The 15,726-nt window shown below is 60.8% G+C and carries 13 protein-coding genes and 2 tRNA genes; 14 read left to right on the top strand and 1 reads right to left on the bottom strand.

Features of this window, described 5'->3' with window-relative positions; all coding sequences use genetic code 11:
* Window positions 1-24 precede the first annotated feature (24 nt).
* Genes carB through N7650_RS14590 form a run of 3 tightly spaced genes read left to right on the top strand, consistent with a single transcriptional unit; the run spans window position 25 to window position 4,140 of the window.
* Window positions 25-3,246: a carbamoyl-phosphate synthase large subunit gene (gene carB, locus N7650_RS14600; protein WP_009404288.1), complete on the top strand. Its 3,222-nt coding sequence runs from the start codon at window positions 25-27 to the stop codon at window positions 3,244-3,246.
* Entirely contained in the window at window positions 3,243-3,725 is a 483-nt protein-coding gene (greA, locus tag N7650_RS14595; RefSeq protein WP_037061676.1) for a transcription elongation factor GreA, read from the top strand. Before carB ends, greA begins: the two co-directional genes overlap by 4 nt.
* The gene (locus N7650_RS14590) at window positions 3,703-4,140 is read left to right on the top strand and encodes a hypothetical protein (RefSeq protein WP_051032725.1); all 438 of its coding nucleotides are present in this window, start codon (window positions 3,703-3,705) and stop codon (window positions 4,138-4,140) included. Before greA ends, N7650_RS14590 begins: the two co-directional genes overlap by 23 nt.
* 25 nt (window positions 4,141-4,165) lie before the next feature.
* Here the strand turns inward: N7650_RS14590 and yhbY are convergent, their stop codons facing one another.
* The gene (gene yhbY, locus N7650_RS14585) at window positions 4,166-4,474 is read right to left on the bottom strand and encodes a ribosome assembly RNA-binding protein YhbY (protein ID WP_009404291.1); all 309 of its coding nucleotides are present in this window, start codon (window positions 4,472-4,474) and stop codon (window positions 4,166-4,168) included.
* Window positions 4,475-4,577: 103 nt separating this feature from the next.
* On the opposite strand from yhbY, the gene rlmE reads away from it, so the two are divergent.
* From rlmE to infB, 11 genes are all read left to right on the top strand, one after another.
* Window positions 4,578-5,204, top strand: a complete 627-nt coding sequence (rlmE, locus tag N7650_RS14580) for a 23S rRNA (uridine(2552)-2'-O)-methyltransferase RlmE (RefSeq protein WP_009404292.1) — start codon at window positions 4,578-4,580, stop codon at window positions 5,202-5,204.
* A 202-nt stretch (window positions 5,205-5,406) separates the two neighbouring features.
* On the top strand, window positions 5,407-7,314 hold the full coding sequence (gene ftsH, locus N7650_RS14575) for an ATP-dependent zinc metalloprotease FtsH (protein WP_009404293.1): 1,908 nt from the start codon (window positions 5,407-5,409) through the stop codon (window positions 7,312-7,314).
* A gap of 8 nt (window positions 7,315-7,322) precedes the next feature.
* The gene (gene folP, locus N7650_RS14570; RefSeq protein WP_279898801.1) at window positions 7,323-8,174 is read left to right on the top strand and encodes a dihydropteroate synthase; all 852 of its coding nucleotides are present in this window, start codon (window positions 7,323-7,325) and stop codon (window positions 8,172-8,174) included.
* A gap of 17 nt (window positions 8,175-8,191) precedes the next feature.
* Window positions 8,192-9,532, top strand: a complete 1,341-nt coding sequence (gene glmM, locus N7650_RS14565) for a phosphoglucosamine mutase (protein WP_009404295.1) — start codon at window positions 8,192-8,194, stop codon at window positions 9,530-9,532.
* Window positions 9,533-9,598: 66 nt separating this feature from the next.
* Entirely contained in the window at window positions 9,599-10,354 is a 756-nt protein-coding gene (gene tpiA / locus N7650_RS14560; protein WP_009404296.1) for a triose-phosphate isomerase, read from the top strand.
* A 3-nt stretch (window positions 10,355-10,357) separates the two neighbouring features.
* Window positions 10,358-10,753: a preprotein translocase subunit SecG gene (gene secG / locus N7650_RS14555; RefSeq protein WP_009404297.1), complete on the top strand. Its 396-nt coding sequence runs from the start codon at window positions 10,358-10,360 to the stop codon at window positions 10,751-10,753.
* A 19-nt stretch (window positions 10,754-10,772) separates the two neighbouring features.
* Window positions 10,773-10,858: transfer RNA gene (locus tag N7650_RS14550), tRNA-Leu, on the top strand.
* 96 nt (window positions 10,859-10,954) lie between these two features.
* Window positions 10,955-11,031 (top strand) — tRNA-Met (locus N7650_RS14545).
* A gap of 129 nt (window positions 11,032-11,160) precedes the next feature.
* Window positions 11,161-11,619 (top strand): ribosome maturation factor RimP, encoded by a 459-nt coding sequence (rimP, locus tag N7650_RS14540; RefSeq protein WP_009404298.1) that lies wholly within the window; start codon window positions 11,161-11,163, stop codon window positions 11,617-11,619.
* Window positions 11,620-11,677: 58 nt separating this feature from the next.
* The gene (gene nusA, locus N7650_RS14535) at window positions 11,678-13,159 is read left to right on the top strand and encodes a transcription termination factor NusA (RefSeq protein ID WP_009404299.1); all 1,482 of its coding nucleotides are present in this window, start codon (window positions 11,678-11,680) and stop codon (window positions 13,157-13,159) included.
* A 26-nt stretch (window positions 13,160-13,185) separates the two neighbouring features.
* Complete coding sequence (gene infB, locus N7650_RS14530) at window positions 13,186-15,705, top strand: translation initiation factor IF-2 (RefSeq protein WP_009404300.1); 2,520 nt, start codon at window positions 13,186-13,188, stop codon at window positions 15,703-15,705.
* The last annotated feature ends 21 nt before the right edge of the window (window positions 15,706-15,726 follow it).

The following is a 15,726-nucleotide window of genomic DNA, read 5'->3' as shown; positions in this document are numbered from 1 at the left end:
GACCTGCGGATTTGAGTGACAACCATGCCAAAACGTACAGACATTAAAAGCATCCTGATTCTCGGCGCTGGCCCGATCGTGATCGGCCAGGCCTGCGAATTCGACTACTCCGGCGCCCAGGCTTGCAAGGCCCTGCGCGAGGAGGGTTTCCGCGTCATCCTGGTGAACTCCAACCCTGCCACCATCATGACCGACCCGGCCATGGCCGACGCCACCTACATCGAGCCGATCAAGTGGCAGTCTGTTGCCAAGATCATCGAGAAGGAGCGCCCGGACGCGCTGCTGCCGACCATGGGTGGCCAGACCGCACTGAACTGCGCCCTGGACCTGGAGCGCGAAGGCGTCCTGGAGAAATTCGGCGTGGAAATGATCGGCGCCAACGCCGACACCATCGACAAGGCCGAAGACCGTTCGCGTTTCGACAAGGCAATGAAGGCCATCGGCCTGGAATGCCCGCGCTCGGGTATCGCCCACAGCATGGAAGAGGCCAATGCGGTCCTCGAGAAGCTGGGCTTCCCGTGCATCATCCGTCCGTCCTTCACCATGGGCGGTACCGGTGGTGGCATCGCCTACAACCGTGAAGAGTTCGAAGAGATCTGCGCCCGTGGCCTGGACCTGTCGCCGACCAAGGAACTGCTGATCGACGAATCGCTGATCGGCTGGAAAGAGTACGAGATGGAAGTGGTCCGCGACAAAAAGGACAACTGCATCATCGTCTGCTCCATCGAGAACTTCGACCCGATGGGCGTGCACACCGGTGACTCGATCACCGTTGCTCCGGCACAGACCCTGACCGATAAGGAATACCAGATCATGCGCAACGCCTCCCTGGCGGTGCTGCGTGAAATCGGTGTCGAAACCGGCGGTTCCAACGTGCAGTTCGGTATCTGCCCGAACACCGGCCGCATGGTCGTGATCGAAATGAACCCGCGGGTATCCCGTTCCTCCGCACTGGCTTCGAAAGCCACCGGCTTCCCGATCGCCAAGATCGCCGCCAAGCTGGCTGTCGGCTACACCCTCGACGAGCTGCAGAACGACATCACCGGCGGTCGTACCCCGGCGTCCTTCGAACCATCGATCGACTACGTCGTCACCAAGCTGCCACGTTTCGCCTTCGAGAAATTCCCGAAAGCCGACGCCCGCCTGACCACCCAGATGAAATCCGTGGGTGAAGTCATGGCCATCGGCCGGACCTTCCAGGAGTCGCTGCAAAAAGCCCTGCGTGGCCTGGAAGTCGGTGTGTGCGGCCTCGACCCGAAAGTCGACCTGGCCAACCCGGAAACCCCGAGCATCCTCAAGCGCGAGCTGACCGTGCCGGGCGCCGAGCGTATCTGGTACGTGGCCGATGCCTTCCGCGCCGGCATGACCCGCGACGAAATCTTCGCCCTGACCAGCATCGACCACTGGTTCCTGATCCAGATCGAAGACCTGATCAAGGAAGAAGAGAAGGTCAAGACCCTGGGCCTGGCCGCCATCGACAAGCAACTGATGCTGAACCTCAAGCGCAAGGGCTTCTCCGACCAGCGCCTGGCCAAGCTGCTGGGCATCACCGACAAGAACCTGCGCCGCCATCGCCACAAGCTGGAAGTCTTCCCGGTGTACAAGCGCGTGGATACCTGCGCCGCCGAGTTCGCCACCGACACCGCCTACCTGTACTCGACCTACGAGGAAGAGTGCGAGGCCAATCCGTCGACCCGCGACAAGATCATGATCCTGGGCGGCGGTCCGAACCGTATCGGCCAGGGCATCGAGTTCGACTACTGCTGCGTGCATGCCGCGCTGGCACTGCGTGACGACGGTTACGAGACCATCATGGTCAACTGCAACCCGGAAACCGTTTCCACCGACTACGACACCTCCGACCGCCTGTACTTCGAGCCGCTGACCCTGGAAGACGTGCTGGAAGTGGTGCGCGTCGAGAAGCCGAAGGGCGTCATCGTCCACTACGGCGGCCAGACCCCGCTGAAACTGGCTCGCGCCCTGGAAGAGGCCGGTGTACCGATCATCGGTACCAGCCCTGACGCCATCGACCGTGCCGAAGACCGCGAGCGCTTCCAGCAGATGGTCCAGCGCCTGAACCTGCTGCAGCCGCCAAACGCCACCGTGCGCAGCGAAGACGAAGCCATTCGCGCCGCTGGAGATATCGGCTACCCGCTGGTCGTCCGTCCGTCCTACGTACTGGGCGGCCGCGCCATGGAAATCGTTTACGAGCTGGACGAGCTGAAGCGCTACCTGCGTGAAGCGGTCCAGGTCTCCAACGACAGCCCGGTGCTGCTCGACCACTTCCTCAACTGCGCCATCGAGATGGACGTGGATGCTGTCTGCGACGGCACCGACGTGGTCATCGGCGCGATCATGCAGCACATCGAGCAGGCCGGTGTTCACTCCGGTGACTCCGCATGCTCGCTGCCGCCGTACTCGCTGCCTGCCCATGTGCAGGACGAAGTTCGCGAGCAGGTCAAGAAGATGGCTCTGGAACTGGGCGTTGTCGGCCTGATGAACGTGCAGCTGGCCCTGCAGGGCGACAAGATCTACGTGATCGAAGTCAACCCGCGCGCTTCGCGGACCGTGCCTTTCGTTTCGAAGTGCATCGGCACCTCGCTGGCGATGATCGCGGCCCGTGTCATGGCCGGCAAGACCCTGAAAGAGCTGGGCTTCACCAAGGAAATCATTCCTAACTTCTACAGCGTCAAGGAAGCGGTGTTCCCGTTTGCCAAGTTCCCGGGGGTTGACCCGATCCTCGGCCCTGAGATGAAATCCACCGGCGAAGTCATGGGTGTCGGCGACAGCTTCGGTGAAGCCTTCGCCAAGGCCCAGATGGGTGCCAGCGAAGTGCTGCCGACCGGCGGTACCGCGTTCATCAGCGTGCGTGACGACGACAAGCCGCAAGTGGCCGGCGTTGCCCGCGACCTGATTGCCCTGGGCTTCGAAGTGGTCGCAACTGCCGGCACCGCGAAGATCATCGAGGCGGCCGGCCTGAAAGTGCGTCGCGTGAACAAGGTGACCGAAGGTCGTCCGCACGTGGTCGACATGATCAAGAACGACGAAGTGTCGCTGATCATCAACACCACCGAAGGTCGCCAGTCGATCGCCGATTCCTACTCGATTCGCCGCAATGCGTTGCAGCACAAGATCTACTGCACCACCACCATTGCGGCCGGTGAAGCTATCTGCGAAGCGCTGAAGTTCGGTCCGGAAAAGACCGTTCGCCGCTTGCAGGATCTGCATGCAGGACTCAAAGCATGAGCATTACCAAGTACCCGATGACCGTCCAGGGCGCTCGCGCCCTGGAAGACGAACTGACCTTCCTCAGCAAGACCGAGCGCCCACGCCTCAGCCAGGCGATCGGTGAAGCGCGGGAGCTGGGCGATCTCAAGGAAAACGCCGAATACCACGCCGCTCGTGAAGAACAGGGCATGGTCGAGGCGCGGATCCGCGACATCGAAGGCCGTCTGCAGAACTCGGTGGTGATCGACGTCACCACCATCGCCCATACCGGCAAGGTGATTTTCGGTACCACCGTGGATCTGGAAAACACCGAGACCGGCGATCAGGTGACCTACCAGATCGTTGGCGAGGACGAGGCTGATATCAAGAAAGGCAAGCTCTCCGCGAGCGCGCCGATCGCCCGCGCCATCATCGGCAAGGAAGAAGGCGATGTGGTCGTGGTGAAAACCCCGAGCGGCACGGTCGAGTACGAGATTGTCGAAGTCAAGCACATCTGACGACAGCCTTTCCGGGCCTTGCGTCGAAGCCATCCTCTGGCAACTGGCCCAGGTGTTCTGGGTCGGTGGCCTTTGGGTGTTTCATGTCGGCCTGGTGCCGGCGTTGAAGGTCAGCAGCCTGGCGCCCCTGCTGATAGAGGACATCTCTATCCAGATCGACCGCTGGTTGATCGGTGTGGCGGCGCTGGGATTGTTGACGCAATTGGCCGTGCTGGTGCGGCTGAAGGGATTGCCGGCATGCTGGCGGCTGTTCAGCGGCAAGTTGCTGCTGGTCGGTTTCACCGCTTGCATCGGCTATTACACCTTGCGCTACGGCTTCTCGGCCGGTGCGCGCTGGCAGGTGTTCTGCTTCGTCGTGCTGGGGCTCAGCGGCATTGCGCTGGTGGCCCAGCCCGTCCCGACCAGGGCGCGCTAAGACGCGCCGCTGACCGGTATCACCGTTACTTGTAGCGGTGGATATTGGACAGTTGCTTGTTCGGTTGCGGGTTACGGCGATACAGCAGGACCATCTTGCCGATGATCTGTACCTGTTCGGCTCGGCCGATCTTGCTCAGTTCATCCATGACTGCCCGACGCTCTTCCCGGTCTTCGAGCTTGACCTGCACCTTGATCAGTTCATGATCTACCAGGGCACGCTCGAGTTCGGCGAGGACACCTTCGGTCAAGCCATTGCCCGCCACGATCAGGACCGGTTTCAGGTCGTGACCAATGGATTTGTACTGTTTCTTCTGCTCGTTATTGAGCGGCATAATCTGACCCTTTCGTCTGGATTCTGTAAAAATGGCGGCCATTTTACCCGAGGGCCCGTGGCTCCGCCCAGTCAATCACGACGCTTAATCATCGAGGTGCCCAGTGGCGCAGCGTTCCAAGAGCAGCCATAACTGGCTGAGAGAGCATTTCAACGACCCTTTCGTCAAACAGGCGCAAAAGGACGGCTACCGCTCGCGCGCGAGCTACAAACTGCTGGAAATCCAGGAAAAGGACCGCTTGATCCGCCCGGGCATGAGCGTGATCGACCTCGGCGCCGCGCCGGGTGGCTGGTCCCAGGTCACCAGCCGGCTGATCGGCGGGCAAGGTCGGCTGATCGCTTCCGACATCCTGGAAATGGACAGCATTCCCGACGTGACCTTCATCCAGGGCGATTTCACCCAGGACGAAGTGCTTGCGCAGATTCTCGAAGCCGTAGGTAATTCACAGGTGGACCTTGTGATTTCGGATATGGCCCCCAACATGAGTGGTACGCCTGCTGTCGATATGCCGCGGGCGATGTTCCTTTGTGAGCTGGCCCTTGATCTGGCCAGTCGCGTCCTGCGTCCAGGTGGGGATTTTCTGATCAAGATCTTCCAGGGTGAAGGCTTCGATACCTATTTGAAGGACGTTCGTCAGAAATTCGACAAGGTCCAGATGCGCAAGCCGTCGTCGTCACGTGATCGCTCGCGTGAGCAATACCTTCTGGCGAGGGGTTACCGCGGCGAATAACGCGGCGGTTTAACGCGGTACCGATAGTATTTTCCAATCGGTCTCCCTGCGTGGTGTGGATGAATATCGTGTAGTCTGGATTCACAAAGGGTTACAGACGGCGCCAACAGCCGTTGTAGGAATGTAGTAAGTTAAGCCGCTGATTATCATGCGAGGCACGGTTGCGCCTAAACCTGCTTCAGAGGGTAGCGAATTGAACGATATGGCAAAGAATTTGATCCTGTGGTTGATCATCGCGGCTGTCCTGGTGACGGTGATGAACAACTTCTCCAGCCCGAATGAGCCGCAGACCCTCAACTATTCCGACTTCATCCAGCAAGTCAAGGATGGCAAGGTCGAGCGCGTCACGGTCGACGGTGCTGTCATTACCGGCAAGCGCAGCGACGGCGATACCTTCAAGACCATCCGTCCGGCGATCCAGGACAACGGCCTGATTGGCGACCTGGTCGACAATCACGTGGTGATCGAAGGTCGTCAACCCGAGCAGCAGAGCATCTGGACCCAGTTGCTCGTAGCCAGTTTCCCGATCCTGGTGATCATCGCGGTGTTCATGTTCTTCATGCGCCAGATGCAGGGCGGTGCCGGCGGCAAGGGTGGCCCGATGAGCTTCGGCAAGAGCAAGGCGCGCCTCTTGTCCGAAGACCAGGTCAAGACGACCCTGGCCGACGTCGCTGGTTGCGATGAAGCCAAGGAAGAAGTTGGCGAGCTGGTCGAGTTCCTGCGTGATCCGGGCAAGTTCCAGCGCCTGGGTGGTCGTATCCCACGCGGCGTGCTGATGGTCGGTCCTCCGGGTACCGGCAAGACCCTGCTGGCCAAGGCTATTGCAGGTGAGGCCAAGGTGCCGTTCTTCACCATTTCCGGTTCGGACTTCGTGGAAATGTTCGTCGGTGTCGGTGCCAGTCGTGTGCGCGACATGTTCGAACAGGCCAAGAAGCACGCACCGTGCATCATCTTCATCGACGAGATCGACGCCGTGGGTCGCCATCGTGGCGCCGGCATGGGCGGCGGTCACGACGAACGCGAGCAGACCCTCAACCAGTTGCTGGTAGAGATGGATGGCTTCGAAATGAACGATGGCATCATCGTCATTGCTGCTACCAACCGTCCTGACGTGCTTGACCCGGCGCTGCTGCGTCCCGGTCGTTTCGACCGCCAGGTGGTGGTCGGCCTGCCGGATATTCGCGGTCGCGAACAGATCCTCAAGGTCCACATGCGCAAGGTGCCGATCGGCGACAACGTCAACCCGGCGGTCATCGCGCGCGGTACACCTGGCTTCTCCGGTGCCGACCTGGCCAACCTGGTCAACGAGGCCTCGCTCTTCGCCGCTCGCGGTGGCAAGCGCGTGGTGGAGATGAAGGAGTTCGAACTGGCCAAGGACAAGATCATGATGGGCGCCGAGCGCAAGACCATGGTCATGTCGGAGAAAGAGAAACAGAACACTGCCTACCACGAGGCGGGCCACGCCATCGTCGGTCGCATCGTTCCCGAGCATGATCCGGTGTACAAGGTTTCGATCATCCCGCGCGGTCGTGCGCTGGGCGTGACCATGTTCCTGCCGGAAGAAGACCGCTACAGCCTGTCCAAGCGCGCGCTGATCAGCCAGATCTGCTCGCTGTACGGCGGCCGTATCGCCGAAGAGATGACCCTGGGCTTCGACGGCGTGACCACCGGGGCCTCCAACGACATCATGCGTGCCAGCCAGATCGCACGGAACATGGTGACCAAGTGGGGGCTGTCGGAAAAGCTCGGGCCGCTGATGTACGCCGAGGAAGAGGGCGAAGTGTTCCTGGGCCGAGGCTCCAGTGGCCAGCACACCAATGTGTCGGGCGAGACCGCCAAGCTGATCGACTCCGAGGTGCGCAGCATCATCGACCAGTGCTATGCCACTGCCAAGCAGATCCTCACGGACAACCGTGACAAGCTCGACGCCATGGCCGATGCGCTGATGAAGTACGAAACCATCGACGCCGACCAGATCGACGACATCATGGCAGGTCGTACACCGCGCGAGCCGCGGGACTGGGACAACGATTCCGGTACTTCGGGCACCGCTGCATCCCAGGGCGACCGTCCCGAGTCCCCTATCGGTGGTCCGGCTGCGCAACACTAAGGGTTGACATGACTTCACAGCAGTACCCAACCCGGTTGCCTTGCGGCAACCGGGTTCTCGACCTTTCCCGTACCCATGTCATGGGTATCCTCAATATCACTCCGGATTCCTTCTCCGATGGCGGCCGCTTCACCCAGCGTGATGCGGCCTTGCGTCATGCCGAGGAAATGGTTGCGGCAGGAGCCACGCTTATCGACGTCGGTGGCGAGTCCACTCGGCCAGGTGCGCGGGTGGTGACGGCGCTCGAAGAGCTGGAACGCGTTGCGCCCATCGTCGAAGCGCTCAATCGCGAGCTGGATGTGGTGATCTCCGTGGACACATCCACGCCGGCGGTCATTCGCGAGTCGGCGCGGCTGGGGGCGGGGTTGATCAACGATGTCCGCTCGCTGTCACGGGATGGCGCCCTGGATGCGGCGGCGGCCACCGGCTTGCCGGTATGCCTGATGCATATGCGCGGCGAACCCGGAAACATGCAGGACGACCCGCATTACGAAGACGTGACTGCCGAGGTCGGGCGCTATCTTGAAGCGCGTATGGCTGCCTGTGCGGCGGTCGGCATCGAGGCGGAACGCATTATTCTTGATCCGGGCTTCGGCTTTGCCAAAACCCTGGAGCATAATCTTAGTCTGTTCAAGCACATGGACAGCTTGCAGCGCCTGGGGCGCCCGCTGTTGGTGGGCGTTTCACGCAAGAGCATGATCGGCCTGACCCTCAACCGGCCAGTAAACGAGCGGATGTACGGTAGCCTGGCGCTGGCTGCCTTGGCGATGACAAAAGGGGCCGCGATCCTGCGTGTCCATGATGTCGCTGAAACCGTCGATGTCGTACGGATGATCGCCGCAGTACAAAACGCCGAGTAAAGAATGACGGAGCATTTATGAGCAGAAAATATTTTGGTACCGACGGCATTCGCGGCCGCGTCGGGGAATACCCGATCACTCCTGATTTCATGCTCAAGCTTGGCTGGGCGGCGGGCATGGCGTTCCGCAAGCAGGGCAACTGCCGGGTGCTGGTGGGCAAGGACACGCGCATTTCCGGGTACATGTTCGAATCGGCGCTGGAAGCCGGGCTGTCCGCTGCCGGGGCGGACGTCCTGCTGCTGGGCCCGATGCCGACCCCGGCCATTGCCTATCTGACCCGGACCTTCCACGCCGAAGCCGGTATCGTGATCAGCGCGTCGCACAATCCGCACGACGACAACGGCATCAAGTTCTTCTCCGGGCAGGGCACCAAGCTGCCGGATGAGGTCGAACTGATGATCGAGGAGTTGCTCGACCAGCCGATGACCGTGGTCGAGTCCAGCAAGCTGGGCAAGGTTTCGCGGATCAACGACGCGGCGGGCCGCTACATCGAGTTCTGCAAGAGCAGCGTGCCGAGCAGTACCGACTTTTCCGGGCTCAAGCTGGCCATCGACTGTGCCCACGGCGCAACCTACAAGGTAGCGCCCAGCGTGTTCCGGGAGCTGGGCGCCGATGTCACGGTGCTTGCCAACCAGCCCGATGGGCTGAATATCAACGAAAACTGCGGCTCCACCCACATCGAGTCATTGCAGGCGGCGGTCCTGGTCGGGCATGCCGACCTCGGCATTGCCTTCGATGGTGACGGTGATCGCGTGCTGATGGTGGATCACACCGGTGCCATCGTCGATGGTGACGAACTGCTGTTCATCATCGCTCGTGATCTGCAGGAGCGCGGCAAGCTGCAAGGTGGCGTGGTCGGGACGCTGATGAGCAACCTTGGCCTGGAGCTGGCCTTGAAGGACCTCGACATTCCGTTCGTACGTGCCAAGGTCGGCGACCGCTATGTCATGTCCGAGCTGCTCGAGCGCGACTGGATCATCGGCGGCGAGAACTCCGGGCATGTCGTGTGCTGCAGCCACACCACCACCGGCGATGCGATCATCGCGGCATTGCAGGTGCTGATGGCCCTCAAGCGTCGCGGCGAGACCCTGGCACAAGCCCGCCAGGCCGTGCGCAAATGTCCGCAGGTGTTGATCAACGTGCGTTTCGGCGCCAGCAAGGTCGACCCGCTGGAGCATCCTGACGTGAAGGCTGCTTGCGAGCGTGTCACCGAGGAGATGGCCGGACGTGGCCGCGTGTTGCTGCGCAAGTCCGGAACAGAGCCTCTGGTGCGCGTAATGGTCGAAGGTGACGACGAATCCCAGGTGCGTGGCCATGCCGAAGCCCTGGCAAAACTGGTAAGTGAAGTTTGCGTTTGATTTACGCTTGCCAGTGATGAATTGGTTGGGTAACATCTGCGCCCACTTTGACCCACGAGGTAAAGCATGCGTCGCCCAATGGTAGCTGGTAACTGGAAAATGCACGGTACCCGCGCCAGCGTCGCTGAGCTGATCAAGGGCTTGAGCAATCAGATCCTGCCGAGCGGTGTTGATGTCGCGGTGTTCCCACCGAGTCTGTTCATCAGCCAGGTGATCGAGGGGCTGGAAGGCAAATCGATCGTGGTAGGTGCGCAGAACGCTGCGGTGGAGTCCCAGCAAGGGGCTCTGACCGGAGAGGTGGCGCCGAGTCAGTTGGTCGATGCCGGTTGCAAGCTGGTGTTGATTGGTCACTCGGAGCGGCGGCAGATCCTGGGCGAGCAGGACTCGACCCTGATCCGGAAGTTCGCAGCGGCACAGTCCTGTGGCTTGAAGCCAGTGTTCTGTGTAGGGGAAACCCTCGAAGAGCGTGAAGCGAACAAAACGCTCGAGGTTGTGGGGCGTCAGTTGGACAGCATCATCAACCAACTGGGTATTTCTGCTTTTGCAGATGCGATTATCGCTTATGAGCCTGTATGGGCCATCGGCACTGGCCTGACGGCCACTCCGCAACAGGCGCAGGATGTGCATAAAGCCATCCGCGACCAGTTGGCGGCGAAGGATCCGGAAGTTGCGCAAAATACGCGGCTTCTATACGGCGGCAGCGTGAAGGCGGCCAATGCGGCTGAGCTGTTCGGCATGCCGGATATCGATGGGGGGCTGATTGGTGGGGCTTCCCTGAACGCAGACGAATTCGGTGCAATTTGTCGCGCCGCAGGAAACTGAAAAATGCTGGAAACAGTTATTGTCGTTCTTCATCTGTTGGGCGCACTGGGCTTGGTAGTACTGGTTCTGCTGCAACAGGGTAAAGGTGCGGAAGCGGGTGCATCTTTCGGCGCAGGTGCTTCAAATACTGTGTTCGGAAGCCAAGGTTCCGCTACCTTTTTGAGTAAGTTTACTGCTATACTAGCTGCCTCTTTCTTCTTAACTGCTCTTGGGTTAGGATACTTTGCTAAAGAGAAAGCTCATCAGCTGACTCAAGCAGGTTTGCCAGATCCAGCGGTTCTGGAAGTGCAGCAAAACAAACCGGCAACAGATGATGTACCGGTGCTCCAGGGGCAACAGCAACAGAAGAACGAAGCTGGCAACAATAGCGATGTTCCTCAGGCTCCAGAGCAGAAGTAACGGGTTTCAAAGTAGTATTGCCGAGGTGGTGGAATTGGTAGACACGCAACCTTGAGGTGGTTGTGCCCATAGGGTGTAGGGGTTCGAGTCCCCTTCTCGGTACCAATTGAAGCATGGGAGCCCGCACTAGCGGGCTTTCTTGCAGGTGGAGGTTGATTGACCCTCCCGGGGTTCGGTCGTATACTTTCGCCCCAGCTTTGTCGCGGGGTGGAGCAGTCTGGTAGCTCGTCGGGCTCATAACCCGAAGGTCGTTGGTTCAAATCCAGCCCCCGCAACCAGTTTTAGCGGAGCCCCTTTTCAGGGGCTTTTTGTTAGCTAAACAGTTCTCAGGCGCCACATTCCACGGCGCATTTCACGATGGGCGCTTGCCCATTTTTTATTTGCACAGCATGCACGAGGGGGTTCAGGTGTCGAGCAAGCTAGAACAGTTGCAGGCCTTGTTGGCCCCGGTAGTCGAAGCGCTTGGCTATCAATGCTGGGGGATTGAGTTCATTTCCCAGGGCAAGCATTCGGTACTGCGTATCTATATCGACAAAGAGGACGGCATCCTGGTGGATGACTGCGAAGTCGTCAGTCGCCAGGTCAGCGGTATTCTGGACGTTGAAGATCCCATCAGCACCGAATACACCCTGGAAGTCTCCTCTCCTGGCATGGATCGCCCGCTGTTCACCCTTGAACAGTTTGCTTCGCATGCCGGCGAACAAGTGAAGATCAAGCTGCGTACGCCCTTCGAAGGTCGTCGTAACTTTCAAGGCCTGATCCGTGGTGTTGAGGAGCAGGATGTCGTGGTCCAGGTGGACAATCACGAATTCCTGCTGCCCATCGACTCGATCGACAAGGCCAACATTATTCCCAGTTTTGACTGAGACATGCCGGAGCTGCGGTTGACGCGGTTCCAATGGCTTGCGAAAGGCGAGGCGTACGATGAGCAAAGAAGTACTGCTGGTTGTTGAGTCGGTATCCAATGAAAAGGGTGTACCGGCGGGCGTGATTTTCGAAGCGCTGGAGGTGGCCCTGGCCACTGCAACCAAAAAACGTTTTGAAGACGAAGTCGACCTGCGTGTGGAAATCAACCGCCACACCGGTAACTACGAGACATTCCGTCGCTGGACCGTGGTCGAGGACGAAGACCTCGACGATCCGGCCATCGAGCTGGCGGTAGACCAGGCCCAGGCCAAAAAGCCGGGCGCAGTGGCGGGCGACATCATCGAAGAGAAGATCGAGTCCATCGAGTTCGGTCGCATCGCAGCCCAGACCGCCAAGCAGGTCATCGTGCAGAAGGTTCGCGAAGCCGAGCGTGCACAGGTCGTCGACGCTTATCGCGAGCGCCTGGGCGAAATCATCTCCGGCACCGTGAAGAAGGTGACCCGCGACAACGTCATCGTTGACCTGGGTAACAACGCCGAAGCCCTGCTGGCTCGCGAAGACATCATTTCCCGCGAGACCTTCCGCGTCGGCGTTCGCGTTCGTGCGCTGCTCAAGGAGATCCGCACCGAGAACCGCGGCCCGCAGTTGATCCTGTCGCGTACCGCGCCGCAGATGCTGATCGAACTGTTCCGCATCGAAGTGCCGGAAATCGCCGAGGGCCTGATCGAAGTGATGGGCGCGTCCCGCGACCCGGGCTCCCGTGCCAAGATCGCCGTCCGCTCCAAAGACAAGCGTATCGACCCGCAAGGCGCCTGCATCGGCATGCGCGGTTCGCGCGTCCAGGCCGTTTCCGGCGAACTGGGTGGCGAGCGGGTCGACATCGTGCTTTGGGACGACAACCCGGCGCAGTTCGTCATCAATGCCATGTCGCCTGCCGAAGTGGCGGCGATCATCGTTGATGAAGACGCCCACGCGATGGACATCGCCGTGGCTGCCGACAACCTGGCCCAGGCCATTGGCCGAGGTGGCCAGAACGTGCGCCTGGCGAGCCAACTGACCGGCTGGACCCTGAACGTGATGACCGAATCGGACATCCAGGCCAAGCAGCAAGCCGAGACTGGCGACATCCTGCGCAACTTCATCGAAGAGCTGGAAGTCGACGAGGAACTGGCCCAGGTGCTGGTTGACGAGGGCTTCACCAGCCTCGAAGAAATTGCCTACGTACCGCTGGAAGAAATGCTCAACATCGATGGCTTCGACGAGGAAATCGTCAACGAGCTTCGCGCTCGGGCCAAGGACCGCCTGTTGACCAAAGCCATCGCTACCGAGGAAAAACTGGCAGACGCCCACCCGGCCGAAGACCTGCTCTCCCTCGAGGGCATGGACAACGACCTGGCAGCGGAACTGGCGGTGCGCGGCGTGGTTAACCGCGAAGACCTGGCCGAGCAGTCGATTGACGACCTGCTCGACATCGACGGCATCGACGAAGAGCGTGCCGGCAAGTTGATCATGGCCGCCCGAGCCCACTGGTTCGAGTAAGCAGGCTGGCCTGAGGAGAGAAGTGCATGACGCAAGTCACGGTGAAAGAATTGGCCCAAGAGGTCGCTGCACCGGTAGAGCGCCTGCTGCAGCAGATGCGTGAGGCAGGTCTGCCGCACACCGACGCCGGTCAGCTGGTGAGCGATAGTGAAAAGCAGGCTCTGCTGACCCATTTGAAAAGCAGTCACAAGGCGAAAGTGGAAGAACCGCGCAAGATCACCTTGCAGCGCAAGACCACCAGCACCCTGCGTGTTGCCGGCAGCAAGAGCATCAGCGTAGAAGTACGCAAGAAGAAGGTTTTCGTCCAGCGCAGCCCGGAAGAGATCCAGGCCGAGCAGAAACGCGAGCTGGAAGAGCGGCGCGCCGTCGAAAACGCAGCCCGCGAGAAGTCCGAGGCCGAAGCGCGTCAACGCGCCGAGGAAGAGGCTCGTCGCCAGGCGGCTGCCGACAAGGCTGCAGCGCCCGCAGCGCCAGCTCCGGCCGCCCAGCCAGCCGCTCCGGCGCCTGCCCCGGCAGCTGTCGAAGCTGCTGCTCCGGCTCCGACCGCCGAGCGCAAGAAAGACGACAACCGTCGCAACGACCGCACCCGTGACGACGACCGTCGTGGTGGCGAGCGCCGCAACGAAGCGCCGCGTGTTTCGGTCAAGGTCAAGGAGAAAGAGAAAGCTCCGACCCCTCGTGCTGCCCCACGTACCACCGACGAGGAAAGCGATGGCTTCCGTCGTGGCGGCCGCGGCAAGGCCAAGCCGAAGAAGCGCAACGCCCACGGTTTCCAGAGCCCGACCGGTCCGGTTATCCGCGACGTGACCATCGGCGAGACCATTACTGTTTCCGAACTGGCGCAACAGATGTCGGTCAAGGCCGCTGAAGTCGTCAAGTTCATGTTCAAGCTGGGCACTCCGGTGACCATCAACCAGGTGCTCGACCAGGAGACCGCTCAACTGGTCGCCGAAGAGCTGGGTCACAAGGTCACCCTGATCAGTGACACCGCCCTGGAAGACTCCCTGGCCGAATCGCTGAAGTTCGAAGGCGAGAGCGTTTCCCGTGCACCGGTCGTGACCGTCATGGGCCACGTCGACCACGGCAAGACCTCGCTGCTCGACTACATCCGTCGTGCGAAGGTCGCTGCCGGCGAGGCGGGTGGTATCACCCAGCACATCGGTGCCTACCACGTAGAAACCGACCGCGGCATGGTCACCTTCCTCGACACCCCGGGCCACGCCGCGTTTACCGCCATGCGTGCCCGTGGTGCCAAGGCTACCGACATCGTGATCCTGGTGGTTGCGGCGGACGACGGCGTGATGCCGCAGACCGTCGAAGCCGTCCAGCACGCCAAGGCTGCCGGCGTACCGCTGGTGGTTGCGGTGAACAAGATCGACAAGCCGGGTGCCGACCTCGATCGCATCCGCAACGAACTGGCCGTTCACGGCGTGACCTCCGAGGACTGGGGTGGCGACACTCCGTTCGTCAAGGTTTCGGCGAAGATGGGTACCGGTGTCGACGAACTGCTCGAAGCCGTTCTGCTGCAGGCCGAGATTCTCGAGCTCAAGGCGATGCCTACCGCTCCAGGTCGTGGTGTCGTGGTCGAATCGCGTCTGGACAAGGGCCGCGGCCCGGTCGCTACCGTGCTGGTTCAGGACGGTACCCTGCGTCAGGGCGACATGGTCCTCTGCGGCTCCAACTACGGTCGCGTTCGCGCCATGCTCGACGAGAACGGCAAGCCTGTTAAGGAAGCCGGCCCGTCGATCCCGGTCGAGATCCTCGGCCTGGACGGCACTCCGGATGCCGGTGACGAACTGAGCGTTGTGGCTGACGAGAAGAAGGCCCGTGAAGTCGCGCTGTTCCGCCAAGGCAAGTTCCGCGAAGTCAAACTGGCTCGTGCTCATGCCGGCAAGCTGGAAAACATCTTCGAAAGCATGGGCCAGGAAGAGAAGAAGACCCTCAACATCGTCCTCAAGGCCGACGTTCGTGGTTCTCTCGAAGCCCTGCAGGGCTCCCTCGGTGGCCTGGGCAACGACGAAGTACAGGTTCGCGTGGTCGCCGGCGGTGTCGGTGGTATCACCGAGAGCGACGCCAACCTGGCGCTGGCTTCGAATGCGGTCCTGTTCGGCTTCAACGTGCGTGCCGATGCCGGTGCGCGCAAGATCGTCGAGCAGGAAGGTCTGGATATGCGTTACTACAACGTGATCTATGACATCATCGAAGACGTCAAGAAGGCCCTGACCGGCATGCTCGGCAGCGATGTTCGCGAGAACATCCTGGGTGTCGCCGAAGTGCGTGACGTGTTCCGTTCGCCGAAGTTCGGCGCCATCGCCGGTTGCATGGTCGTGGAAGGTACGGTCTACCGTAACCGCCCGATCCGTGTACTGCGCGAAGACGTGGTTATCTTCGAAGGCGAGCTGGAATCGCTGCGTCGCTTCAAGGACGACGCGTCCGAAGTCCGTAACGGCATGGAGTGCGGTATTGGCGTCAAGAGCTACAACGACGTCAAGATCGGCGACAAGATCGAGGTCTTCGAGAAAGTCCAGGTGGCTCGTACGCTCTGATGCGCGAGCTTGGAAGCGCCA

It is taken from the genome of Pseudomonas sp. GD04058 (genome assembly GCF_029836855.1).
Classification (GTDB): Bacteria; Pseudomonadota; Gammaproteobacteria; order Pseudomonadales; family Pseudomonadaceae; genus Aquipseudomonas; species Aquipseudomonas bharatica.
This window is presented reverse-complemented; position numbering and strand designations above follow the sequence as displayed.